Origin of the sequence: Methylomonas sp. EFPC3 (assembly GCF_029643245.1) — a bacterium.
Classification (GTDB): domain Bacteria; phylum Pseudomonadota; class Gammaproteobacteria; order Methylococcales; family Methylomonadaceae; genus Methylomonas; species Methylomonas koyamae_B.
Map to the genome: position 1 here is coordinate 453978 of NZ_CP116398.1, position 24628 is coordinate 478605.

The following is a 24628-nucleotide window of genomic DNA, read 5'->3' on the forward strand; positions in this document are numbered from 1 at the left end:
GGGATCGGGAGATAACGACGATGTACATACAGATAATGAAATCCTTTTATACCTTGGTTGTTTGGTTAGGTTTGGCCCTAAGTTGGCAAACCGCTAAGGCCAATGTGTTGGATCAAAACTGCGTCGTCAACATTCTCAACCGAACCGTGCAGGTCAGCAAGGATGGCGGTTGGTCGATGCCTAACGTGCCGTCGCAAATGGGCCGGGTTAGGGCGCGGGCCACCTGTACCATTCTCGGCGACACTTTTTCCGGGGAAAGCGATTATTTTAACGTCGTGCAAAACGGCATCGTCAGTGTCCCTGAAATCAAGTTCGAAAACATCGAACCGATCCCGGTCAGTTTGAAAGTCACCGAACCAGCCGTGGAGACCTTGTCAAGCCAAGGCGCCACCGCGCAATTGAAAGTCGCTGCGACCTATCGCGATGGTACCGTCAAGGATGTCACGGCATCGAGCAACGGCATAAACTATACCTCCAGTAATCCCGCCATCGTTAGTGTCAATGCCGAAGGTTTGGTAACCGCCGTGTCCAGCGGTAGCGCATTGATCACTGCTCGCAAGGACGAAGTTGTCGCCTTTAAGCGCATCAATGTGGTGACCACCGGCGATGCCGACAACGACGGTTTGCCGGACGATTTTGAGATTGCTAACGGCTTGAATCCCAATGACCCGTTAGATGCTTTGGAAGATCCTGATAACGACAGCTTGACCACCAAACAGGAATATCAGGCGGGTACCAATTTTAAACTGGCCGACAGTGATGGCGACGGTTTGAGTGATGGTGTTGAGGTTTCCGGGTCGAAAGGATATGTCACCGATCCGTTGAAAGCCGATACGGACGGCGACGGGGTCAACGACAACGACGAGATCATAGCCGGCTACAACCCGACGGATGGTACCGATGGCGGAGGGCGTAACTACTTAGAATTGGTGGTGTCGCCCGCTAATCCGACCATGACCTTCAATACCGTTTATAACGAGGCCAATTTACAGGTAAAAGTTTCCGGCAAACGCGGCGACGGCAGTTTGGTCGATCTCACCGCAAAATCGACTGGCACTACTTACAGCTCCAGCAATTTGAGTGTAGTGAGTTTCGGCGCCAAGGACGGTTTATTGTTCGCCGGCCAGTCCGGCACCGCGAATTTGACCGTGCGCAACGGCGGATTGGAAAAAACGGTCACGGTGACCATCGGCACCTTCAATCCAACCGCCCTTTCTTCGATCGCGATTCCTGGCTACGCCAATAACGTCGATGTCGCAGGAGACTATGCGTATGTGGCTGCGGGTAGCAAAGGCTTACAAATTCTTAACGTAGCGAACCGTTCCGCACCCAGTATTGTCGGCAGTCTGGATACTGCCGGTACCGCGATTGACGTGCGTGTTGTCGGCAATTTGGTTTATCTGGCCGACGGCGACCACGGCTTGCAGATCATCGACGTCACCGATCCGACCGCGCCCAGCTTGATGGCCTCCTACGAAACGGCCGGCATAGCCCAGGACGTTAAGATCGACAACCAATTCGCGTATATTGCGGACGGCAATAACGGGCTCGAGATCGTCGATGTCCGCAAGCCAAATCAACCGCTATTTGCTGGAGCCTTGAGCGGTTTAGGCGAGACCAAAGGCGTCGATGTTCAAGGAACCACCGTAGTTGCGGTCGCTGGCTCCTCTTTGCACGTCATCGACATTACCGATAAGACCAACCCGCTGAAGACAGGCAGCTTGAGTATCGGCCCGGTTAAAGATGTCGTAGCAAAAGATGGTTACGCTTACGTTGCGGCCTATTCGTCTGGCTGGAAAGTCGTCGATATCCGCGACGCCGCTAATCCGGTTGTCATAGGCGGCGATGCTAATTTTGTCCCCCGCGACATCGAATTGACCGACGGATTCGCATTTGCAGCGGAGCAACTGTTTCCCAACGTGACTGCTTACGTCAACATCGAAGATCCGGAAAACGCGGTATTTCAAGGTACAATCGATCTGTCCCGTTTAGGCGACTATGCCGGTACCGGTATTGCTTTGGATAGCAATTATGTTTACGTGACGGAAGAAGCCTACGTAGTTGGTCAGGATTACGGTACCGACGGCAATACCCGATTGTTCATCGCCCAATACCGGCTCACCGAAGACAAAGGCGGTGTGGCACCGACCATCGAAATTTCCGAGCCGCCGCAAGACACTGTGGTCGTGGAAGGCAAAAAAATAACGATTACTGCCAACGCAGACGATGACATCGGCGTGAAATCGGTGTCTTTCCTGCTGAATGGCGAAGTGATTTACACCGATACTTCGCGTCCTTATCAATACCCGGTTTCAGTGCCGTTCGGATCGGTCGGCACTAGCATTTCTATTACAGCGAGGGCGGTAGATTTCGGCGGGAACCAAACAACTACGCCGACTTTAACATTAACGGTACAAGCCGACACCGACCGTGACGGTCTGAGTGACGAACAGGAAGCGGTTTATGGAACCAATGCGGCCGATCCGGACACGGACGATGATGGTATTAAAGACGGCGACGAAGTTGATATGCATACCAGTCCGACCGACGCCGATTCGGATAATGACGGCATTGAGGACGGCGTTGAATTGCAAAAAGGCACCGATCCGCTGAATCCGGATGTGACGCCGCCGACGGTGAATTCAACTTCGCCGGCCAATGAGGCAACCGATATACCGGAAAACAACCCGATTATCGTGACTTTTGCCGAGCCTTTACAGGCGAAGTCCATCAACACCGATTCGATTTCCGTTTACCAAGGCCTACTGGAAGGCGCCGCCAAAGTGGGTGGGCGGGTACGCTTATCGAGCGACGGTCTGCAATTGATTTTCACACCGAGCGATATTCTTGCCGACTACACGGATTACAAAGTTGTCGTCGATGGTGTTAGGGATAGAGCCGGCAATCCGATAGCTTCACCCCATAGCTTTCACTATAAAACCGGCAACACGGTAGATACTACGCCGCCGACTGTTGCCGCAGTCGATCCGAACTCGAACAGTAGCAATGTTCCGGTCAACGTTGTCGTCGGAGTGCGTTTTAGCGAGCCGGTGCACACCGACTCGGTGAATGACCAATCGGTATTGCTTTATGACAGCGTAACGGGGCAACAAGTGTTGGGTGTCGTCACGCTAAACGGAGACGGTCAAAGCGCGACGTTTGTGCCGAACCAAGCTTTGGCTGTCGGACGGCAGCACCGTATTGCGCTAACCAATGCGATTAAGGATCTGTTTGGCAACTCGTTAAATTACTCGAATTACTATTTCACTACTTCCTTCGAAAAGGATGCCAGTGGACCTAAAATCATCGCTTTCAGTGTAGGGGCCGACCAAGCCAGCGTTCCGACGAACGGAGTTCTGCAAGTGCGGTTTGACGAGCCGGTGAGCGGTTTGAGTCTGGGTGGAGTGGAACTGCGCAAAGGCGGCGACGTGATCGCGGTGACGCGGGAACTGAGCGGGGATCGGAGAACGCTGACGCTGAAATTGCAACAGCCGTTACAGCCGAACACCGGCTACAGCCTGCACGTCGAAGGTGTGGAAGACCTGAGCGGCAACGTATTGGCGAGTGCCGAGGACAGAAGCTTTACGAGCGGTGCGGGAGCCGACCTGCAAGGCAACGGTCTGGCGCAATACAGCCCGGCGAACGGCGCGACGGGGATAGGTTTGAATGTCAAACCGGTACTGACCTTCAACGACCGGTTGAACCCGTTGGCGGTGAACAGCGACACGATTGCGCTGTACGACACCGCGACCGGGCAGCGTCCGAGCGTGAGCTACAGTGTCAGCGCGGACGGCAAGACGGTGACACTGACGCCGAGCGTGGCATTGACGGCGAGCCGGCAATACCGGGTTTACATCTCCAACTGGGCAAGCTTGACCGACCAGGCCGGGAACGGAATTGGCTGGACCTATTGGACATTTACGACCGGTACGGCCAACGACCAGGAAGCACCGTTAATCAGCGGACAAAACATCCAAGACGGCGCGACCGGCATCGCGGTGAACAGCAAACTGCGCTTCGTACTCGACGAAGCGGTCAGTCCGTTCAGTCTATCCGGCAGCGTGCATTTGCAACTCAACGGTGTCGAGGTGGCGGGCACCGCCGTACTGGGCAGCGACAACCGCACCATCACCTTTACCCCCAGCAGCGCGTTGGCGGTTAACACCGAGTACAGCATTGTCCTGGACGGTCTGTACGACTATATCGGCAACCGATTGGCGGCGGTCACCAGCCGTTTCACCACCTCCAGTTCGGCCACCGCCGACACCACAGGCCCGAGCGTCGTCATTACCCCGGCGAGCGGCAGTACCGGCGTCAGCGCGACAGCGCCGATCGTCTTCAGCTTTAACGAAGAGATCGATAGCACCAGCCTGGACAGCGGCATCTATGTCCAAGCCGACGGCTTCAGCGGAAATGTGGCCGGAACCCTCAGCCGTAACGGCAGCATCGTGACGTTCACCCCGTTAGTAGCCTTCCCCGGTAACACCCGGATCTGGGCCTATGCCAATGGCGTACAGGACATTGCCGGCAACAGCAGCGGCTATCGCTACAGCTATTTCAACACCGGCACCGGTGGCGACACCGTCGCACCGCAACTGGTGTCCATCACCCCGAACGACGGAGCGATGGACGTGTACGGCAACAACCCGATCGTGCTGAGTTTCTCCGAATCCCTGAACCGGAGCACCGTCAACAGTAACAGCGTCGGCCTATTCGTCAACGGCAACATCGTCAGGCCGTCGATCAGCTTCTCCGGCGATAACCGCACGGTGACGTTGAACTACAACCTGCCGGCCTCCAGCGTCGTGACGGTCCTGCTGACCAACGACATCAAAGACCTGAGCGGCAACCGCTTGGCCGATGCCGCCAAAGTGTTTGCCACCGCGGCGGATGTCGACACGGCACGGCCGAGTATCGTCACGGCCTTGCCGGGCAATGGCGCTTACAACGTGCTGTCGAAAAACAAAATTGTGCTGTACAGCAACGAAGCGCTGAAAGCCACTAGCTTGCCAGCGGCATTACACGTCTCGCAAAACGGCGTGTTGATCAAAGGCACCCCGCAATTGCTCGGCGACGGCCGGACCCTGGTCTTTACGCCGGAACAGCCGTGGGCGAAAGCCGCCTACATCGAAGTGTTCCTCGACAGCACCGCGCAAGACCAAAGCGGCAATGCCTTGAACAGCTTCCATAGCCAATTCCGGATTGAAGAAGATCCGGCGCAGAAGGCACCGTATGTGATTGCGACCGGCTGGAGCGGCAGCAAACTGAATCCGGTATTGGACTTGCAATTCAACGAAGCGCTAGACCCGGCCAGCGTCAGCAACAGTACGTTCGCGTTGCGGTACTACTACTACGGAGCCGAAATCCCGACAACGGTGAGTCTGCTGAAAGGTAACCGCGTAGTACGCCTGCAACCGACCGAATTGCTGCAGACTAACCGTGGCTATCAAATCGGCATTCGTGCCGGCGTCAAAGACGCCAGCGGCGTGGCAGCGACCTACAACAGCGATTACGTCTACTACTATTCGACGGCGGCGGACGCCTTGGAGGATACGGTAGCGCCGAAAGTCACGGCGCTGAGTCCGGCGGACGGAGCGGAACAGGTCGGCATCAACAACCGCATCTCGATGCGCTTTGACGAGTCCGTGAATCCGATCAGCTTCTTAAGTGACGATCCCGACCTGCCGCTGGCGCAAGTGCCGAACTACAACGCGTCGACCTACTCGTTGAATTTCAGCGACAGCAACCGGCAAGTGACCTACATCCCGCACGAGCCTTGGCCGGCGGACAGCGACGTCACGGTGGCGGTGGACAAAGCCGAAGACTACGCGGGTAATCTGGTTACCCCGTTGAGCCACACCTTCCATACCGCCAACGGCCCGGATACCGCGGCGCCGGCGGTAGTAGAGTGGAGCATGGCGGAGAGCGCGACTGACGTACCGGTCAATGCCGTACTCAAAGTCCGCCTGAACGAAGCTATCGATCCGGTGTCGGTCACGGACAGCAGTTTCTACCTGTACGACTACACCACCGGAGCCCATGTAGCGGCAACTCGGAGTCTGAGCGACGACGGCCGAACCTTGATCTTGGTACCGGAACAGGCGCTGGCCGTCAGTCGTAACTACCGACTCTACGTCTACTACGTCCAGGACATGAACGGCAACAGCGAGTACGACACGCGCTATTTCACCACAGCGATTGCAGCCGACAACACCGCGCCGCAGGTTAGCGCGTACAGCGTGGAGGCCGACCAAGCCAGCGTTCCGACGAACGGAGTTCTGCAAGTGCGGTTTGACGAGCCGGTGAGCGGTTTGAGTCTGGGTGGAGTGGAACTGCGCAAAGGCGGCGACGTGATCGCGGTGACGCGGGAACTGAGCGGGGATCGGAGAACGCTGACGCTGAAATTGCAACAGCCGTTACAGCCGAACACCGGCTACAGCCTGCACGTCGAAGGTGTGGAAGACCTGAGCGGCAACGTATTGGCGAGTGCCGAGGACAGAAGCTTTACGAGCGGTGCGGGAGCCGACCTGCAAGGCAACGGTCTGGCGCAATACAGCCCGGCGAACGGCGCGACGGGGATAGGTTTGAATGTCAAACCGGTACTGACCTTCAACGACCGGTTGAACCCGTTGGCGGTGAACAGCGACACGATTGCGCTGTACGACACCGCGACCGGGCAGCGTCCGAGCGTGAGCTACAGTGTCAGCGCGGACGGCAAGACGGTGACACTGACGCCGAGCGTGGCATTGACGGCGAGCCGGCAATACCGGGTTTACATCTCCAACTGGGCAAGCTTGACCGACCAGGCCGGGAACGGAATTGGCTGGACCTATTGGACATTTACGACCGGTACGGCCAACGACCAGGAAGCACCGTTAATCAGCGGACAAAACATCCAAGACGGCGCGACCGGCATCGCGGTGAACAGCAAACTGCGCTTCGTACTCGACGAAGCGGTCAGTCCGTTCAGTCTATCCGGCAGCGTGCATTTGCAACTCAACGGTGTCGAGGTGGCGGGCACCGCCGTACTGGGCAGCGACAACCGCACCATCACCTTTACCCCCAGCAGCGCGTTGGCGGTTAACACCGAGTACAGCATTGTCCTGGACGGTCTGTACGACTATATCGGCAACCGATTGGCGGCGGTCACCAGCCGTTTCACCACCTCCAGTTCGGCCACCGCCGACACCACAGGCCCGAGCGTCGTCATTACCCCGGCGAGCGGCAGTACCGGCGTCAGCGCGACAGCGCCGATCGTCTTCAGCTTTAACGAAGAGATCGATAGCACCAGCCTGGACAGCGGCATCTATGTCCAAGCCGACGGCTTCAGCGGAAATGTGGCCGGAACCCTCAGCCGTAACGGCAGCATCGTGACGTTCACCCCGTTAGTAGCCTTCCCCGGTAACACCCGGATCTGGGCCTATGCCAATGGCGTACAGGACATTGCCGGCAACAGCAGCGGCTATCGCTACAGCTATTTCAACACCGGCACCGGTGGCGACACCGTCGCACCGCAACTGGTGTCCATCACCCCGAACGACGGAGCGATGGACGTGTACGGCAACAACCCGATCGTGCTGAGTTTCTCCGAATCCCTGAACCGGAGCACCGTCAACAGTAACAGCGTCGGCCTATTCGTCAACGGCAACATCGTCAGGCCGTCGATCAGCTTCTCCGGCGATAACCGCACGGTGACGTTGAACTACAACCTGCCGGCCTCCAGCGTCGTGACGGTCCTGCTGACCAACGACATCAAAGACCTGAGCGGCAACCGCTTGGCCGATGCCGCCAAAGTGTTTGCCACCGCGGCGGATGTCGACACGGCACGGCCGAGTATCGTCACGGCCTTGCCGGGCAATGGCGCTTACAACGTGCTGTCGAAAAACAAAATTGTGCTGTACAGCAACGAAGCGCTGAAAGCCACTAGCTTGCCAGCGGCATTACACGTCTCGCAAAACGGCGTGTTGATCAAAGGCACCCCGCAATTGCTCGGCGACGGCCGGACCCTGGTCTTTACGCCGGAACAGCCGTGGGCGAAAGCCGCCTACATCGAAGTGTTCCTCGACAGCACCGCGCAAGACCAAAGCGGCAATGCCTTGAACAGCTTCCATAGCCAATTCCGGATTGAAGAAGATCCGGCGCAGAAGGCACCGTATGTGATTGCGACCGGCTGGAGCGGCAGCAAACTGAATCCGGTATTGGACTTGCAATTCAACGAAGCGCTAGACCCGGCCAGCGTCAGCAACAGTACGTTCGCGTTGCGGTACTACTACTACGGAGCCGAAATCCCGACAACGGTGAGTCTGCTGAAAGGTAACCGCGTAGTACGCCTGCAACCGACCGAATTGCTGCAGACTAACCGTGGCTATCAAATCGGCATTCGTGCCGGCGTCAAAGACGCCAGCGGCGTGGCAGCGACCTACAACAGCGATTACGTCTACTACTATTCGACGGCGGCGGACGCCTTGGAGGATACGGTAGCGCCGAAAGTCACGGCGCTGAGTCCGGCGGACGGAGCGGAACAGGTCGGCATCAACAACCGCATCTCGATGCGCTTTGACGAGTCCGTGAATCCGATCAGCTTCTTAAGTGACGATCCCGACCTGCCGCTGGCGCAAGTGCCGAACTACAACGCGTCGACCTACTCGTTGAATTTCAGCGACAGCAACCGGCAAGTGACCTACATCCCGCACGAGCCTTGGCCGGCGGACAGCGACGTCACGGTGGCGGTGGACAAAGCCGAAGACTACGCGGGTAATCTGGTTACCCCGTTGAGCCACACCTTCCATACCGCCAACGGCCCGGATACCGCGGCGCCGGCGGTAGTAGAGTGGAGCATGGCGGAGAGCGCGACTGACGTACCGGTCAATGCCGTACTCAAAGTCCGCCTGAACGAAGCTATCGATCCGGTGTCGGTCACGGACAGCAGTTTCTACCTGTACGACTACACCACCGGAGCCCATGTAGCGGCAACTCGGAGTCTGAGCGACGACGGCCGAACCTTGATCTTGGTACCGGAACAGGCGCTGGCCGTCAGTCGTAACTACCGACTCTACGTCTACTACGTCCAGGACATGAACGGCAACAGCGAGTACGACACGCGCTATTTCACCACAGCGATTGCAGCCGACAACACCGCGCCGCAGGTTAGCGCGTACAGCGTGGAGGCCGACCAAGCCAGCGTTCCGACGAACGGAGTTCTGCAAGTGCGGTTTGACGAGCCGGTGAGCGGTTTGAGTCTGGGTGGAGTGGAACTGCGCAAAGGCGGCGACGTGATCGCGGTGACGCGGGAACTGAGCGGGGATCGGAGAACGCTGACGCTGAAATTGCAACAGCCGTTACAGCCGAACACCGGCTACAGCCTGCACGTCGAAGGTGTGGAAGACCTGAGCGGCAACGTATTGGCGAGTGCCGAGGACAGAAGCTTTACGAGCGGTGCGGGAGCCGACCTGCAAGGCAACGGTCTGGCGCAATACAGCCCGGCGAACGGCGCGACGGGGATAGGTTTGAATGTCAAACCGGTACTGACCTTCAACGACCGGTTGAACCCGTTGGCGGTGAACAGCGACACGATTGCGCTGTACGACACCGCGACCGGGCAGCGTCCGAGCGTGAGCTACAGTGTCAGCGCGGACGGCAAGACGGTGACACTGACGCCGAGCGTGGCATTGACGGCGAGCCGGCAATACCGGGTTTACATCTCCAACTGGGCAAGCTTGACCGACCAGGCCGGGAACGGAATTGGCTGGACCTATTGGACATTTACGACGGGGGTGCAATAAGATGCAACCAGAACGGAGTGTAAATATGTTTCGGGAGCTCGCTGGTCATTCGATCCGGCTGCGGTGGGGAAGGTATTCGCCGATTATGCAATCGGTCAAGAGCTTAGCCATTGTGGCGGTATTGGGTGGAAGTTCCGCAACCTTGGTTGGCTGTTCCGGCGAAGAGGGGGCTGTTACGTCTGAAAAAGCCCGGTCTGAGAAAGCTAACGAAACAGCTCAACTAAAAAACGCGGGTTCAGGCGATGGTTCGGGCGAAAGACCGCTCCTCCCCCCGTCGCCGTCGACACAGCCGACCGACATACCGAGTCGAAGTGAATTGAGGGTCTTGTCCGAGGAGGCCAAATCAATTGAGAATTCGGCTCAACGTGATATCGAGCGATTCGATAATAGCCTTGGCAATCAGCAGGAACGAAACGCGGTTCAAAACGAATTTAAAGCGATGTTGCCTGAGTATAAGGAAAAAATGTTGCAAATCGGCAAGGCTAAGTTGGCGGAACAGGCCAAGACTCGTTAAATTCCTGGTTCCGCGGCCTTCCTTATTTTGCGTTGGCCATTGTTGCGGATTCCCGATTTTTCTTCTGCGGCCGACAGAATGTGCGGCCTGTACACTTGTGATGTTTCTTGATTGTTCAAAACTATCTTATTCCTGCAAAACAACTTTCCATGCGCCCTCCGCAGAAATCCAAATACGTCCAGTCAGTTTGTCGTTAGATTACGACGTTAAATTGAGACAAAATCCGTTTCATGATTAGGCTTCTAAAGCCAGGACTGAGTTTTCATGGCCGCGTAAGCGCCCGGAAACATTGACATTAACGGTCCCGAAAGTAAAATGACCGGCTATTTTTAGCCAACTTGTCCCGGCTGATTCGGCCGTACACTCTCAGACCCTTAGGAAAAGCATTCATGAGCCACACTCTTTACCAAGCCAATGTTCAACGTGTACAACGTTGCGAACTGGCTGTGCCGGGTTCCAATCCGGATATGTTCGAAAAAGCCCTGAAAAGCGGTGTGGACTACATCTTTTTGGATCTGGAAGATGCGGTAGCGCCGGATGACAAATTGCAAGCCCGCAAAAACGTGATCCAGGCGATTAACGATCTGGATTGGGAAGGCCACGGCATCACGCTGTCGGTGCGGATCAACGGTCTGGATACCCAATATATGGTGCGCGACGTGGTCGATCTGGTCGAACAGGCCGGTAGCAAGATCAAAACCTTGCTGGTCCCGAAAGTCGGCGTTTACGGCGATGTCTACATGGTCGAAGCGATGCTGAATCAATTGGAAATGCAGCAAGGGCTGAAAAACAAGATCGGCATCGAAGCCTTGATCGAAACCGCATTGGGCATGGCCAACGTCGAAGACATCGCCAAACAGGGCTCGATCGGCGGTCGGCTGGAGGCCTTGCATTTCGGTGTGGCCGATTATGCCGCCAGCAACCGGGCTCGCACCGTCAATATCGGCGGTTTGAATCCGGATTACCCGGGCGACCAATGGCATTTCGCGATCAGCCGGATGACGGTGGCTTGCCGCGCCTATGGTTTGCGGCCGATCGACGGCCCGTTCGGCGATATCAAAGACCCAGAAGGTTACAAAGCCGGTGCCCGCCGTGCCGCCGCGTTGGGCTGCGAAGGCAAATGGGCGATTCACCCGTCGCAAATTGCCTTGGCCAATGAAGTCTTCACCCCGCCGCCGGCCGAAGTCGAAAAAGCCAAACGCATTCTGGAAGCTTTAAAGGAAGCCGCCGCCCAAGGCAAAGGCGCCGCCGCACTGGACGGTCGCCTGATCGACGCCGCCTCCGAGCGTATGGCCAACAACATCGTGCGCATGGCCGAGGCGATCGCCGCGAAAAGCCAATAAAAAAACATGTAGGTTGGGTTAGCCGATAGGTGTAACCCAACACGACGGCTTTTAATGTTGGGTTACGCTTCGCTTTTATGCCAGAAGGGTAAACCCAACCTACATTTTCCAATTCCACGAGAGAACCCATGGACATTCATGAGTACCAAGCAAAACAATTGCTGTCCGAATACGGTGTAAAGATCGCCGACGGCGGCTTGGCCTACAGCCCGGAGGACGCCGTGCAACGCGCACGCGAAATCGGCGGCCATGTCTGGGTGGTCAAGGCCCAGATTCATTCCGGCGCCCGCGGCAAAGCCGGCGGCATCAAAGTCTGCAAAACCCACGAGGAAGTCAGCGACGCCGCCAACGCCTTGTTGGGAAAACGCCTGGTCACTCACCAAACCGGGCCGGCCGGCAAACAATGTTTGCGCCTGTACGTCGAAGCCGGCACCGACATCGCCAAAGAGTTGTATTTCAGCTTGCTGATCGACCGCGCTCACGAAAAAATCGTCATGGTCGGCTCGGCGCAAGGCGGTATGGAAATCGAAGAACTGGCCGAGACCAACCCTGATGCGATCAAAAAAATCCACATCGAGCCGGCGGTCGGCTTGCAGGATTTTCAAGCTCGGGAAATGGCGTTCGCGCTGGGGCTGGATGCCGACCAGGTGCCGCACGCGGTTAAACTGATTCAAGGCTGCTACCGCGCCATGCGCGACCTGGACGCCAACATGGTCGAGATCAACCCGTTGGTCGTGACCGGACACGGCGACATCATCGCCCTGGACGCGAAAATGGGCTTCGACGACAACGCCTTGTTCCGCCGCCAAAAAATTTCCGAATTGCGCGACAAGACTCAGGAAGACCCGCGGGAAATGGCCGCGGCCGACCGCGGATTGAGCTATGTCGGCCTGGACGGCGACATCGGCTGCATGATCAACGGTGCGGGCCTGGCGATGGCGACGATGGACATGATCAAGCTGGCGGGCGGCGAGCCGGCCAACTTTTTGGACGTCGGCGGCGGCGCTTCGGCGGAACGGACCGAAAAAGCCTTCCGCATGGTATTGCAAGACAAAAACGTTAAAGCCATGCTGGTCAACATCTTCGCCGGTATCAACCGTTGCGACTGGATTGCCGAAGGCGTGGTGCAGGCCGTGAAAAACATCGATATGAAAGTGCCGCTGGTGGTACGCCTGTCCGGTACCAACGTCGAGTTGGGCCGCAAAATCATCGAAGACAGCGGCTTACCGATCATCACTGCCGACACTTTGGCGGAAGCCGCCGAGAAGGCGGTTGCAGCCCGTAACCAAGTCGTCGCGGCCCTAGGATAAGGAAACAACATGGCAATTTTTATCGATAAATCCACTCGTATCATCGTCCAGGGCTTTACCGGCAAGATCGGTACCTTTCACGCTCAGGACATGATCAACTACGGTTCCAACGTGGTCGGCGGCATTACCCCCGGCAAAGGCGGCCAGAAACATCTGGACCGGCCGGTGTTCAATACCGTCAAGGAAGCCGTCGACCAAGCCGGCGCCGAAGCCAGCATCGTTTTCGTGCCGCCGGCTTACGCGGCCGATTCGATCATGGAAGCGGCCGAAGCCGGGATTAAATACTGCGTGGCAATCACCGACGGTATCCCGACCCAGGATATGATGAAAGTCAAAATCTTCCTGAGCCGGTTTCCGAAAGAAAAGCGCATGGTGCTGACCGGTCCTAACTGCGCCGGTACCATCAGCCCCGGCAAGTCGATGCTGGGCATTATGCCGGGCCACATCTACATGCCGGGCAACGTCGGCATCGTCGGCCGGTCCGGTACCTTGGGTTACGAGGCTGCCGACCAAATGAAGCGGCTGGGCATCGGCGTGTCGACCTCGGTCGGTATCGGCGGCGACCCGATCAACGGCAGCTCGCATCGCGACATTTTCGAGCGTTTCGAGCAGGACCCGGAAACCAAAGTGGTCATGATGATCGGCGAGATCGGCGGACCGCAGGAAGTCGAAGCCGGCGTGTTTGCCAAGGAAAACATGAGCAAACCGGTGGTAGCCTACATCGCCGGTTTGACTGCACCCAAAGGCCGACGCATGGGTCATGCCGGCGCGATCATTTCGGCGTCCGGCGAATCGGCGGCGGAAAAAGTCGAAATGTTGCAAGAACTCGGCGTCACCATCGCGCCGACGCCGGCCGCGATGGGCGAAACCGTGGCCAGAGTACTGGCCAAGCTCTAGGCCGAGCAGTCCGGCACTTAAGAGAGAAAGCCCGCTAAGCGGGCTTTTTTTTGTCCTGCGCGTTATCCCGGCTTCATCCCGCGGCGGCAAGCTGTTACCATCGTTAGTTTTTGTTTTCCGTCGCATCATGCAATCCGCACGTTTAGTAGAGCGCCTCAAAGCTTACCAATCGCTGACCGCCGACCAGCAGACCATCATGAAGCTGCTGGCCCTGTATTACGGTTACAGTTCGCCGACCAATCTGGCCAAATGTTTGGCCGCCTTGGGCATCAAGGAAGCCGGTAAAGCATTGAAGTCCGATATCGTCAAAAGCCGCCTGAAGCCGCTATTGAAATTGGGGCTGATCGACGAAAACGCCAAATCCGGCGGTAGCCGTTGTTGCCGGACTTTGGTGGAAGTCATCGCCAGGCAAATGGTCGATGCCGGCGAATTCAAACGCTATGCGTCGGCCGTGTTGGCGGCCAATCCGCCCGGTATTGGCTACTACCGTTACGGCAGCGTCGAGGATTGTATCCGCGATGCGCGGTTGCAGTTTTACCGCGGCGACTATCGCAAGGTCGACGAATGCCTGGAAAGCGGCGAGCGCTATCTGGGCAAGTTGCCGCCGGCCAATGAGTTGTATCTGTCCTGGTTTTTGAATCCGCTGGATAGCGCCTGGTTCAGCAAAAACCATCCGCAATTGTTGGTCGGCTTGGCCGCTTACGCCGGAATGCATCAGCTGCTGTACCTTTATGCCGATCCGAAACTCGACGAATTGCTGGCGAGTTTGATGTTCGCCGATAACGGCGAAGGCCTCGGGTTTCTGAATCGGATCGGTCTGGAGTTGCAATTGCTGCGCGGCGACTGGGAAACGGTGGCGACTCGGACTTGCGGCGCAGCCGATCCCGAATTGCAGGCGCTGGCCGCGGCGCTGGCTTTTCTGCGCGGCGACCATGCCGAAGCCGTCAAACTCTACGATGCGGCGCTGGCGGCGCAGCGCAAGCTGGCCGGTCAGCGCAACGCCTACTTCTACGGTCTGGCCGGCGTGTTTTATCCATTGGCGATTCTGAAGCACAATGATGCCAAACAGCGCGCCAAGCTGGGTACGCTGCTGAACCAAGCGATCAAGGGCGACGGTTACTGGATCGGCGTTTACCACGATCTGGCCTTGTTCAACCGCTTCCTGCAAGGCGAACTGCAGCTGCGCAGCCAATTGCTGGCGCCGGAGCCACCCTACAAAATCGGCGATGGTTATCGCGACAGCGGGTTACCGGAGACCTTACACACGCCGCCGCTGCTATTGCCTCTGATGTCGCTGCTGGTCAAGTTTTGGGTCAAAGCCGACCATTTCCAACGAGTCGATCCGCTGACCCAGAAACTATACCGGCACCTGCAGGATAACGGCTACCGCTGGCCGGCCGCCGAGTTGGCAACCGTGTTCAAAGTCATTGAGCCGCCGCGTTCCAAGCAATGGGATAGCGAGTTTCTGCAAGGCCGTCCGGCTTTGAGAGATCTATTCGCCAGTCGTGCCGATTGGGAAGTGGCGCTGGATGCGCTGGCAAATCTCCCGGTGGCCGATAAAAAAACTACCAGTGCGCCCGCCGTGGATAAACCGACCCGATTGGTCTGGCTGTTGGCTTACGACGAGCAAGGCCATCGGGTGCGGATCGAGCCGCGCGAACAAAAGTTGCAAGCCAAGGGTGGTTGGAGCAAGGGCCGGGCGGTGGCCTTGAAGCGGCTGGCGCAGGAAACCGACCAGTTCGATTATTTGACCGAACAGGACTTGAAACTGTGCTCCCACATCAAGGAATACCGGGATAGCGGCTGGTACGGCGGTACCACGTTCTTCGATTTCGACAGCGGCATGCCGCAAGCCTTGATCGGCCACCCGCTATTGTTTTGGGCCGATACGCCGGACGCCAGAGTGGAAGTCTTGAAAGGCGATGCCGAGTTGCGGGTCAAGAAACTGGACGGCGGCGGCAAAATCAAGATCACGCTGGAACCGCAACCCGGTTACGAGCAGAAATTTCATGTCGGCAAGGAAACCCCGACCCGATTGCGGGTGATCGAATTCAGCGCCGAGCACCATAAAATTCACGGCGTCCTCGGCCCAAACGGCCTCGAAGCGCCGGCTTCGGCGCAAGAACGGGTATTGCAGGCCCTGACGGCGATTTCCGGCGTGTTGACCGTACATTCCGATATCGGCGGCAGCTCCGCCAACGCCGAGCAGGTTGCCGCCGACAGTACGCCGCGGGTACATCTCCTGCCGCTGGGCGAAGGCTTGCGGGTGGCGGTGTTGATTCGGCCCTTGGCCGACGGCGGCGCCTATTACCGTCCGGGCCACGGCGGCGAGAGCGTGCTGGCCGAGCTGGACGGCCGCGCGGTGCAGGCCGTGCGCGACTTGGCGTTGGAAAAGCGGCGCGCACTCGACCTGTTGCAAGCTTGTCCGGTGCTGAGCATGGCCGAACAAGACGCTGCCGGCGAATATTTGTTGGAGCAGGTCGAACAGTGCCTGGAATTATTGCTGCAATTGCAGGGGTTGAACGAAGGGGTGGCGATTCTGGAATGGCCGGAAGGCGTCAAATTCAAGCTGCTCGGACAGACGGTGGGCACCGGGTTGAGCGTGCAAGTCAGACGCGATAACGACTGGTTCAGCGTCCAGGGCGAATTGCGGGTCGACGACAATACCGTAGTCGAAATCCGCCAATTGCTGGGTTTGTTGGACGAGCGCCAGGGCCGCTTCCTCAAATTGAAAGACGGCCAGTTTTTTGCACTGACCGAAGAATTTCGTCGCCGACTGGAAGATCTTAGAGCATACGCGGATCTGAGCGGTAAGAAAGTCCGGCTCAATCCGCTGGCGGCATTGACGCTGGAAGACTGGCAGGACGAGGCTGGATTTCAGGCCGACCAGCATTGGCAGAACCAGTTGCAACGGCTGAAAGACTCGCGCGACTACCAGCCGCAACTGCCGTCGACCTTCCAGGCCGAGCTGCGCGACTACCAGACCGCCGGCTTTCGCTGGCTGGCGCGGCTGGCGCATTGGGGCGTCGGCGCTTGTCTGGCCGACGACATGGGCCTGGGCAAAACCGTGCAGGGCTTGGCCTTGTTGTTGGCGCGGGCGCCGGACGGGCCCAGCCTGATCGTCGCGCCGACTTCGGTTTGCATGAATTGGGAAAACGAGGCGCGCCGCTTCGCCCCGACCTTGAGCCCGCAAATCCTGGCCGGCGGCGACCGCCAGGGTGTGATAGAAAGCCTGGGGTCATACGATCTGCTGATTTGCAGTTACGGCTTGCTGCAGCAGGAAACCGTGGCGGAGATACTGGCCCAGATCCGGTTCCGGACCGTGATTCTGGACGAGGCGCAATGGATCAAAAACATCGCCACCCGCCGCTCGCAAGGAGCGATGAATTTGCAGGCCGATTTCAAAATGATCATGACCGGCACCCCGTTGGAAAACCATTTGGGCGAATTGTGGAACCTGTTCCGTTTCATCAACCCTGGCTTGTTGGGCTCGCTGGAACAATTCAACCGCCAATTTGCCGGGCCGATCGAGCGCGATGCCAACCCCGAGGCCCGCTACCGGTTGAAGAAACTGATCCAGCCTTTCATCCTGCGCCGCACCAAAACCCAAGTGTTGCAGGAATTGCCGCCGCGGACCGAGATACCGGTTTACGTCGAACTCAGTGCGGAAGAAATGGCGTTTTACGAAGCGCTACGCCGGCAAACGCTGGAAGCCTTGGCCTCTGCCGAGACGCCGGCCGGGCAAAAACAATTGCAGATTCTGGCCGCAATCAGCAAGCTGCGGCGCAGTTGCTGCAATACCCGCCTGGTCAATTCCGGCGTGGCTTTGCCCAGCAGTAAATTGGCGGCCTTCGGCGATATTGTCGACGAATTGCTGGAGAACAAGCACAAAGCGCTGGTGTTCAGCCAGTTCGTCGACCATCTGCAATTGATCAAGGAATACGTCGAGCAGCGCGGCATCGCTTACCAATATCTGGACGGCAGCACCCCGGCCAAAGAACGCCAGCAACGGGTGGATGCCTTTCAGCGCGGCAACGGTGAATTGTTTTTGATCAGCCTGAAAGCCGGCGGCGTCGGTTTGAACCTGACCGCCGCCGACTACGTGATCCACATGGACCCGTGGTGGAACCCGGCTGTGGAAGACCAGGCTTCCGACCGCGCCCACCGCATGGGCCAGCAGCGGCCGGTGACGATCTACCGGATGATTGCCAAGCAGACCATCGAGGAAAAAATCGTCGCCTTGCATAGCCACAAACGCGATTTGGCGGATAGCCTGCTGGACGGCGCAGACGTCAGCGGCAAAGTCTCGGCGGACGAATTGCTGAGTTTGATGAAAGGGGACGCTTAACACGAAAATCCGGCCGCAGCCGGATTTTCCGAGCGCTCATGGTTGGCGTAGATTGTGTTTTTTGCGGGCGATGTTGCGGCTGGCCTTGTTTTGCTGGTGATTCAGCCGGGCCCGCTCCGCCGGCGTGACAACGCCGTCGGCCTGAGCCGCGTTTTCCTGACGTTCGATCCGCATCTGTTGATGCTCCAGGCGCTTGGCTTCGCGCCGGGTCAACTCGCCGGACTCGATACCTTGCTCGATGCGTTGTTCCTGGATTTCCTGGCGGCGGTCGACGCGCGGCATATCGACCTCGGCCCAGGCGGGTTGGCAAAGCGCCATAACGGCCAGCAGGCCGGCTTTAGTAAAGTTGTTCATGTTCGCCTCTTCTAAAATAGGTTTGTCCCACCGCCGCTGATGCCGCAGGGTGGCTGTCCGGCGCGTTAGAGATGCTGCACCGGTATCCGCATTTTAGCCGGATTTATTAACCCCGCCTTAACCCGCCGCCGCTGCCAACCGGCGGCAATTGTAGCCTGCCGAATTAACAGTTTCCGCTAAGCCGTTGAGTTAAAAAAACAAGTACGAAAGTAGCGAATCACTAGTAAAAAAATCCGCGGTTAACACAATATATTGTGCTAGTATTTTTACAAAGCACTATATCCAGTATGCATTGAGCGGGCTAATTTATGTCGCACCGCTTGCCGCATCGAACATTCCGGCGTACCGGCCCAGCCGGCAACACCGTTCCGTAATCAACTCAAAAATAACAAGGGAAGCTACGAATGACCGCAAAACTTCATGTTGTGACGTCAAACGATACCGATATTCCGCTGCAAAGCGCTTCGCTGGACATCTGGGACAGCAAGTACCGTTTGAAGACCAAGGACGGCCGCGCCATCGACGACACCATCGACGATACCTACAAGCGGGTCGCTAAGGCCTTGTCCAGTGTGGAGAAAACCAAAGCCTTGCAGGAAAAGCATTACAAGGAATTTCTGTGGGCCTTGCGCAAAGGCGTGATTCCGGCCGGCCGTATCGTTTCCAACGCCGGCGCGCTGGAGCATAAACCGGCCACGTCTACCATCAACTGCACCGTATCCGGCATCATCGAAGACTCGATGGACGACATTTTGCGCAAAGTCCACGAAGCCGGCCTGACCTTGAAAGCCGGTTGCGGCATCGGCTACGAGTTTTCCACTCTGCGCCCGCGCGACGCTTACGTCTCCGGCGCCGGCGCCTACACCTCCGGCCCGCTGTCGTTCATGGATATTTACGACAAGATGTGTTTCACCGTGTCGTCGGCCGGCGGCCGTCGCGGCGCGCAAATGGCGACGTTCGACGTGGCCCACCCGGACGTGGTCGACTTTATCCGCGCCAAACGTGAAGACGGCCGTTTGCGCCAGTTCAACCTGTCGCTATTGATTACCAGCGAATTCGTCGAAGCGGTCAAAAACAACGGTCAGTGGCCGTTGTCGTTCCCGATCACCGAGCGGGAAGCCACCGCCGACCAACTGGACTTGACCGACAGCAGCAAAATCATCTGGCGCGATCTGCCCAATAAGAAGGGGTATGTGGTCAACGAAGCCGGCCTGGTGGCTTGCCGCATTACCAAAGTGATGCCGGCCCGCCGCCTGTGGGACATCATCATGTCCTCCACCTACGATTACGCCGAACCGGGTTTCATTCTGATCGACAAGGTCAACGAGATGAACAACAACTGGTTCTGCGAGCACATCCGTGCCACCAATCCCTGCGGCGAACAGCCGTTGCCGCCTTACGGCTCCTGCCTGCTCGGTTCGATCAACCTGACCCGCTTCGTCCACCAACCGTTCGGCAAGGAAGCTAAATTCGATTGGGACGATTACCGCAAGACCATCCGCATCTTTACCCGCATGCTGGACAACGTTGTGGAAATCAACGGCTTGCCGCTGGAAAAACAGCGCGACGAAATCACCAGTAAGCGCCGCCACGGCATGGGCTACTTGGGCTTGGGCTCGACCATCACCATGCTCGGCATGAAATACGGCGACGCCGATTCGCTGGCCTTTACCGAACAAGTCACCAAGGAACTGGCTTTGGAAGGCTGGCGCACCGGCCTGGAGCTGGCCAAGGAAAAAGGCCCGGCGCCGATCATGGAACAGATGTTCGAAGTCACCGGCGAAATGCTGCACAAACGTCCGGAAATGAAAGCCGACGGCTACAAACTCGGCGACCAGGTGCCGGGCCGGGTTTTGCACGCCAAGTACAGCCGTTACATGCAGAAAGTCGCCCAGGAAGAGCCGGAATTGGTAGCGGAACTGGCCGAAGTCGGCTGTCGCTTTACCCACCACAGCTCGATCGCCCCGACCGGCACCATTTCCTTGTCCTTGGCCAACAACGCCAGCAACGGCATCGAGCCCAGCTTTGCCCACCACTATTCGCGCAACGTGATCCGCGAGGGTAAAAAATCCAAGGAAAAAATCGACGTATTTTCCTTTGAACTGCTGGCCTACCGCCATCTGGTCAATCCGGACGCGATGCCGTACAGCGACGATCCCAAACAAAAATTGCCGGACTATTTCATCGCCGCCGACGACATTTCACCCAAACAGCACGTCGACATCCAGGCCGCCGCCCAACGCTGGATCGACTCGTCGATCTCGAAAACCGCCAACGTGCCGACCGATTACCCGTACGAAGACTTCAAGTCGATCTACGAATACGCCTACGAGCAAGGCCTGAAAGGCTGCACCACCTTCCGCTTCAATCCGGAAGTGTTCCAGGGTGTATTGGTCAAGGAATCGGATCTGGAAAACACCACCTACCAATTTACGCTGGAAGACGGCCACGTGGTTGAATTCAAAGGCAACGACGAAGTGGAATACGACGGCGAAATTCACACCGCGGCCAATTTGTTCGACGCGTTGAAGGAAGGGTATTACGGGAAGTTTTGATTCGTCTTGGGAGATTTGCCATGCCAGCGATTTCAATGTTTTACGGCATCATCGTCTATATGTATTTTCTGGATAACAAGCAGCACAAACTGCCGCATATCCATGCCAAATACCAAGATTACGAAGTCGTAGTCGCGATTCCCGAAGGCGAAGTTCTGGAAGGCGAGATACCCAAAGCCCAAATGAAATTGCTGCAAGCTTGGATCGAGCTGCATAAGGACGAACTGATTGCCGACTGGCAACTGGCTGTTACCGGCGAGCAACCCTACAAAATCGAACCGTTGAGGTAAGCCATGAATCCGAGAGTCAAATCGGTACAAGCCAGCGACGACTACTCGTTAATGTTGGAGTTCACCGACGGTAGTCAAGGCGTTTACGACTGCAAACCCTTGTTGGATTTCGGCGTATTCAAGGAATTGAGCGACAGGCAGTATTTCAAACGCGCCGCCGTGGTCGACGGCACGGTGGTCTGGCCACACGAGCAGGATATTTGCCCGGATACGCTCTACCTCGATTCGGTAAAACTGGCAAACGCCTCCTGATTTTTAAGAACATACACGGCTCGTTACATCGGCGAGTCGATAACCTTTTTAGGTAAACGACATGACCCTACACAAAATCAACAAAAAAATCGTCGGCTACAAAGTGCTGAGCAAAGACAGCGCGGAAGCGGTGCAACAAGCTGAAGCGGAAAAACCCTCGTTGGAGTCGATGCACGAAAACGTCGAACGGCCGGAAATGCTGCTCGGCTCGACATACAAAATCAAAACCCCGCAGTCCGAACACGCCTTGTACATCACCATCAATGACATGCTGCTCAACGAAGGTACAGCGCACGAAGAGCGCCGGCCTTACGAAATCTTCATCAACTCCAAAAACATGGAGCATTTCCAGTGGGTACTGGCCTTGACCCGGGTGATCTCGGCGGTGTTTCGTAAAGGCGGCGATGCCACCTTTTTGGTGGAAGAAATGAAAGCGGTGTTCGACCCGCGCGGTGGCTACTTCAAAAAAGGCGGCGTGTTCATGCCGTCCTTGGTCGCCGAAATCGGCTCCGCGATCGAGTCGCACATGAAACACATCGGCATGATCAAGCCGGAAAAAATGACCGACCACCAAAAACAGTTCCTGGCCGAAAAACGCCGCGAATTCGAAGCCGCGCATGGTGAATCGGATGCCCAGGCGTTTCCGGAAAAGGCGGTGTTGTGCGTGAAGTGTTCGACTAAGGCGATGGTGTTGATGGATGGGTGTATGACTTGTTTGAATTGTGGGGAGTCGAAGTGTGGTTAATAATTTCGCCTGATGTTATTCAATGGATTTGATATATCGTAAACATGCGATCATTCGCATGTTCGAACGCAGTATCCGTGATGAGGATATTCGTTCGGTATTATCGTCAGGCGAAATAATTTCGGATTATCCAAACGATACTCCGTACCCCAGTCGTTTGATTTTGGGTTGGATCGACGGAAACCCAATTCACGTTTTATCTGCGCAATCGGAAAACGGTCAGACGATTATCATCACGGCTTATCGCCCTGATCCAAAACTGTGGGAATGCGATTTTAAGAGGAAAAAGTCATGAAATGTCCAATTTGCAAACATGGCGAAACGATTAACGGTACTGCAAGCATGACGTTGGAAAGAGGCGGAGCGACTTTGATTTTTAAAAACGTTCCGGCGCAGATTTGTAATAACTGCGGGGAAGAGTTTTTCAACGAAAACATTACCGCCTCAATTCTCGAGCAGGCTGAATCCGCTGTTAATGCCGGCGTTGAACTCGATATTAGGCAATATCGGGCTGCCTGACTGCGATTTCGGTTGGATTGGTAAGCTGGATGCCGATAGGCGAACCGCCTTAAGTGTTTGTCAAAAAGTTTTATAAGAATTTACAAAAAGTCATAGTAAAGATATGAGAATTGGGAGCACCGAGCCGAGTGAACACTCTCTCGACGCGAAGCAATCCCCGGTGTGGAGGCATTCACATCGTAAGGTGGCAAAGAAACTTGATGGATCACTCCACCAAAAATTTCGTAACCACCAAAGGAAGGCCGCGTATTAACGCAGTTTTCCAAGGCCTTGGAATCTGCTCTTTATGGGAAACTCCTATGAAGAAGATTTCATTAAAAATCACCATTGATGTGGCTAAAGTTTTGGTAATTCTAAAAGAGATTGCTGAAATGATAATTGCATTGATGGTCTAAAAATCCTGGGCTACAAATGTAGCCCAGGTATTATTTACATTGATCAAGTCGGGTAGGGTGGGTACGGTTTTTGTGCCCACGCGGATTTGTCGGTTTGGATCAACAATGATTCGCTACCGCGAGGCTTAATTTAACGCCGGTTCGCGGACCGGCAACCGCGATACTTTCTTTTGTTTGGCCAAAAGAAAGTATCCAAAGAAAAGGCCACCCCGATGCCGCTTTGATCCTCCGCGCCGAAGGGTTTGAGCGGGGTTTTCGGAAGGGCTGTCCTAGCCCTCCGAAAACGCGCAGCATCCCTGCCGCGCCCCTGCCGGGCTGTTCCGCCCAAACCCTCCGGTGCTCGGCGCGGCATAGGGGATTGGGTATGCGCTTCGCGCGAAAAGGTGTGGCCGCGTTGCGGCCCTTTTTGACTGGTTTTGCCACAGGGCATTGACTGGTAACCAAGCTCCGGCTTGGTTACCTGATCTTGGAAGCTCTTGCTTCTCGATTAAATTAACGAAAGCTGGAGCTTTCAAGCTAAAGTCGCGTAGGGTGGGCACGGTTTTTGTGCCCACGCGGAATTTAAAACCTGTTGAATTCACTGCTGTTTTTCTATAACGTCTGTTTTGAAACCTTGGATTTATAAACTAGAGGGATGTCCATGAGCCAGTTACAATCAATACTCTTGTCTTTGCGTGGAATTATCATTTTTGCGTCGCTGATTTTCTCAGGTTGCGCGTCTTTTCCAGATCATAAAATTGCCAAAGTCGAAGATATCTCGATTTCTCAAGAGTATGTGGCAAATAAGCCAAGTGTTTATATCCCAATTACATTCCTGACTAATTTATCATCCGGTGATGAAAAAGGATATGTTGAATCCGCAGCGCCATTGCCGACTCTAAAAAGATTAATTGAAAAATTGGCAAATGACTTGTCGTTATTCAAAGATTATTCGTTTGAAACCTTTCAAGCTCAAAATATGGATTTTGTTTTGAAGATTGAAATGCTAAATCACGGGAGCGCAGGCAAAGCAGCTGGTGCGGGCTTGATCACCGGTCTTACCCTTTTTGTAATACCGAGTGTTGCCACGGATAACTATACCTTGACTGGCAAGGTTTATGACAAAAGTGGCAAACTTCTAAAAACCTATTCTTACGAAGATAGCCTGTCAACTTGGATTGGGTTGTGGTTGCTTCCTGTAGCGGGGAATACGCCGAGCGACGCGGCAGACGAAACGTTTAGCAATATGTTCAAAGCTCTATTTAGAGACATATTGAACGACAAAATTTTAGAGAAAAAGCCCTCGTAGAAACCGATTTGTTTTAGCGTAATCAGACGTATGATT

15 protein-coding genes are annotated in these 24628 nt (G+C 56.1%); 14 read left to right on the top strand and 1 reads right to left on the bottom strand.

Annotation, left to right across the window (positions count from 1 at the left end):
• Positions 1-20: 20 nt before the first annotated feature.
• The 6 genes from PL263_RS02065 to PL263_RS02090 all read left to right on the top strand — a co-directional run bounded on the left by PL263_RS02065 (position 21) and on the right by PL263_RS02090 (position 18194).
• Positions 21-9782: an Ig-like domain-containing protein gene (locus PL263_RS02065; protein ID WP_278211464.1), complete on the top strand. Its 9762-nt coding sequence runs from the start codon at positions 21-23 to the stop codon at positions 9780-9782.
• An 85-nt stretch (positions 9783-9867) separates the two neighbouring features.
• A complete protein-coding gene (locus PL263_RS02070; protein WP_278211465.1) occupies positions 9868-10296 on the top strand; it encodes a hypothetical protein in 429 nt (142 codons plus the stop codon).
• Between the two features lie 389 nt (positions 10297-10685).
• A complete protein-coding gene (locus PL263_RS02075; protein ID WP_140914153.1) occupies positions 10686-11639 on the top strand; it encodes a CoA ester lyase in 954 nt (317 codons plus the stop codon).
• Between the two features lie 128 nt (positions 11640-11767).
• Complete coding sequence (locus tag PL263_RS02080; protein ID WP_140914154.1) at positions 11768-12949, top strand: malate--CoA ligase subunit beta; 1182 nt, start codon at positions 11768-11770, stop codon at positions 12947-12949.
• 9 nt (positions 12950-12958) lie between these two features.
• On the top strand, positions 12959-13846 hold the full coding sequence (sucD, locus tag PL263_RS02085; RefSeq protein WP_140914155.1) for a succinate--CoA ligase subunit alpha: 888 nt from the start codon (positions 12959-12961) through the stop codon (positions 13844-13846).
• Between the two features lie 127 nt (positions 13847-13973).
• On the top strand, positions 13974-18194 hold the full coding sequence (locus PL263_RS02090) for a DEAD/DEAH box helicase (protein ID WP_278211467.1): 4221 nt from the start codon (positions 13974-13976) through the stop codon (positions 18192-18194).
• 36 nt (positions 18195-18230) lie between these two features.
• On the opposite strand, the gene PL263_RS02095 is transcribed toward PL263_RS02090, so the two are convergent.
• A complete protein-coding gene (locus PL263_RS02095) occupies positions 18231-18548 on the bottom strand; it encodes a hypothetical protein (RefSeq protein WP_278211468.1) in 318 nt (105 codons plus the stop codon).
• A gap of 404 nt (positions 18549-18952) precedes the next feature.
• Here PL263_RS02095 and PL263_RS02100 point away from each other — a divergent pair, with 404 nt between their 5' ends.
• The 8 genes from PL263_RS02100 to PL263_RS02135 all read left to right on the top strand — a co-directional run bounded on the left by PL263_RS02100 (position 18953) and on the right by PL263_RS02135 (position 24592).
• Positions 18953-21103, top strand: coding sequence for an adenosylcobalamin-dependent ribonucleoside-diphosphate reductase (locus PL263_RS02100; RefSeq protein WP_278211470.1), 2151 nt, complete (start codon positions 18953-18955; stop codon positions 21101-21103).
• A gap of 20 nt (positions 21104-21123) precedes the next feature.
• Complete coding sequence (locus PL263_RS02105) at positions 21124-21393, top strand: DUF4160 domain-containing protein (protein ID WP_278211471.1); 270 nt, start codon at positions 21124-21126, stop codon at positions 21391-21393.
• A gap of 3 nt (positions 21394-21396) precedes the next feature.
• The gene (locus PL263_RS02110) at positions 21397-21645 is read left to right on the top strand and encodes a DUF2442 domain-containing protein (RefSeq protein WP_278211472.1); all 249 of its coding nucleotides are present in this window, start codon (positions 21397-21399) and stop codon (positions 21643-21645) included.
• A gap of 61 nt (positions 21646-21706) precedes the next feature.
• Positions 21707-22390: an NrdJb gene (locus PL263_RS02115; protein ID WP_278211473.1), complete on the top strand. Its 684-nt coding sequence runs from the start codon at positions 21707-21709 to the stop codon at positions 22388-22390.
• Positions 22391-22412: 22 nt separating this feature from the next.
• Positions 22413-22685, top strand: a complete 273-nt coding sequence (locus PL263_RS02120; RefSeq protein WP_278211475.1) for a DUF4258 domain-containing protein — start codon at positions 22413-22415, stop codon at positions 22683-22685.
• Positions 22682-22909: a type II toxin-antitoxin system MqsA family antitoxin gene (locus PL263_RS02125; RefSeq protein WP_278211476.1), complete on the top strand. Its 228-nt coding sequence runs from the start codon at positions 22682-22684 to the stop codon at positions 22907-22909. Before PL263_RS02120 ends, PL263_RS02125 begins: the two co-directional genes overlap by 4 nt.
• A gap of 200 nt (positions 22910-23109) precedes the next feature.
• Positions 23110-23304 carry a hypothetical protein gene (locus PL263_RS02130; RefSeq protein WP_278211477.1) on the top strand — a complete coding sequence of 65 codons (195 nt, stop codon included), beginning with the start codon at positions 23110-23112 and terminating at the stop codon, positions 23302-23304.
• A 640-nt stretch (positions 23305-23944) separates the two neighbouring features.
• Positions 23945-24592: a hypothetical protein gene (locus PL263_RS02135; RefSeq protein WP_278211478.1), complete on the top strand. Its 648-nt coding sequence runs from the start codon at positions 23945-23947 to the stop codon at positions 24590-24592.
• Positions 24593-24628 lie beyond the last annotated feature (36 nt).

What these genes read in the sequence shown, in the direction of transcription:
- PL263_RS02075 (WP_140914153.1), top strand. Translation starts at nt 10,686, where the DNA reads ATGAGCCACACTCTTTACCAAGCCAATGTTCAACGTGTACAACGTTGC.
- PL263_RS02105 (WP_278211471.1), top strand. Translation starts at nt 21,124, where the DNA reads ATGCCAGCGATTTCAATGTTTTACGGCATCATCGTCTATATGTATTTT.
- PL263_RS02135 (WP_278211478.1), top strand. Translation starts at nt 23,945, where the DNA reads ATGAGCCAGTTACAATCAATACTCTTGTCTTTGCGTGGAATTATCATT.
- PL263_RS02095 (WP_278211468.1), bottom strand. Translation starts at nt 18,548, where the DNA reads ATGAACAACTTTACTAAAGCCGGCCTGCTGGCCGTTATGGCGCTTTGC.
- PL263_RS02130 (WP_278211477.1), top strand. Translation starts at nt 23,110, where the DNA reads ATGGATCACTCCACCAAAAATTTCGTAACCACCAAAGGAAGGCCGCGT.
- PL263_RS02120 (WP_278211475.1), top strand. Translation starts at nt 22,413, where the DNA reads ATGGATTTGATATATCGTAAACATGCGATCATTCGCATGTTCGAACGC.
- PL263_RS02065 (WP_278211464.1), top strand. Translation starts at nt 21, where the DNA reads ATGTACATACAGATAATGAAATCCTTTTATACCTTGGTTGTTTGGTTA.
- PL263_RS02125 (WP_278211476.1), top strand. Translation starts at nt 22,682, where the DNA reads ATGAAATGTCCAATTTGCAAACATGGCGAAACGATTAACGGTACTGCA.
- PL263_RS02090 (WP_278211467.1), top strand. Translation starts at nt 13,974, where the DNA reads ATGCAATCCGCACGTTTAGTAGAGCGCCTCAAAGCTTACCAATCGCTG.
- PL263_RS02070 (WP_278211465.1), top strand. Translation starts at nt 9,868, where the DNA reads ATGCAATCGGTCAAGAGCTTAGCCATTGTGGCGGTATTGGGTGGAAGT.
- PL263_RS02080 (WP_140914154.1), top strand. Translation starts at nt 11,768, where the DNA reads ATGGACATTCATGAGTACCAAGCAAAACAATTGCTGTCCGAATACGGT.
- sucD (WP_140914155.1), top strand. Translation starts at nt 12,959, where the DNA reads ATGGCAATTTTTATCGATAAATCCACTCGTATCATCGTCCAGGGCTTT.
- PL263_RS02100 (WP_278211470.1), top strand. Translation starts at nt 18,953, where the DNA reads ATGACCGCAAAACTTCATGTTGTGACGTCAAACGATACCGATATTCCG.
- PL263_RS02115 (WP_278211473.1), top strand. Translation starts at nt 21,707, where the DNA reads ATGACCCTACACAAAATCAACAAAAAAATCGTCGGCTACAAAGTGCTG.
- PL263_RS02110 (WP_278211472.1), top strand. Translation starts at nt 21,397, where the DNA reads ATGAATCCGAGAGTCAAATCGGTACAAGCCAGCGACGACTACTCGTTA.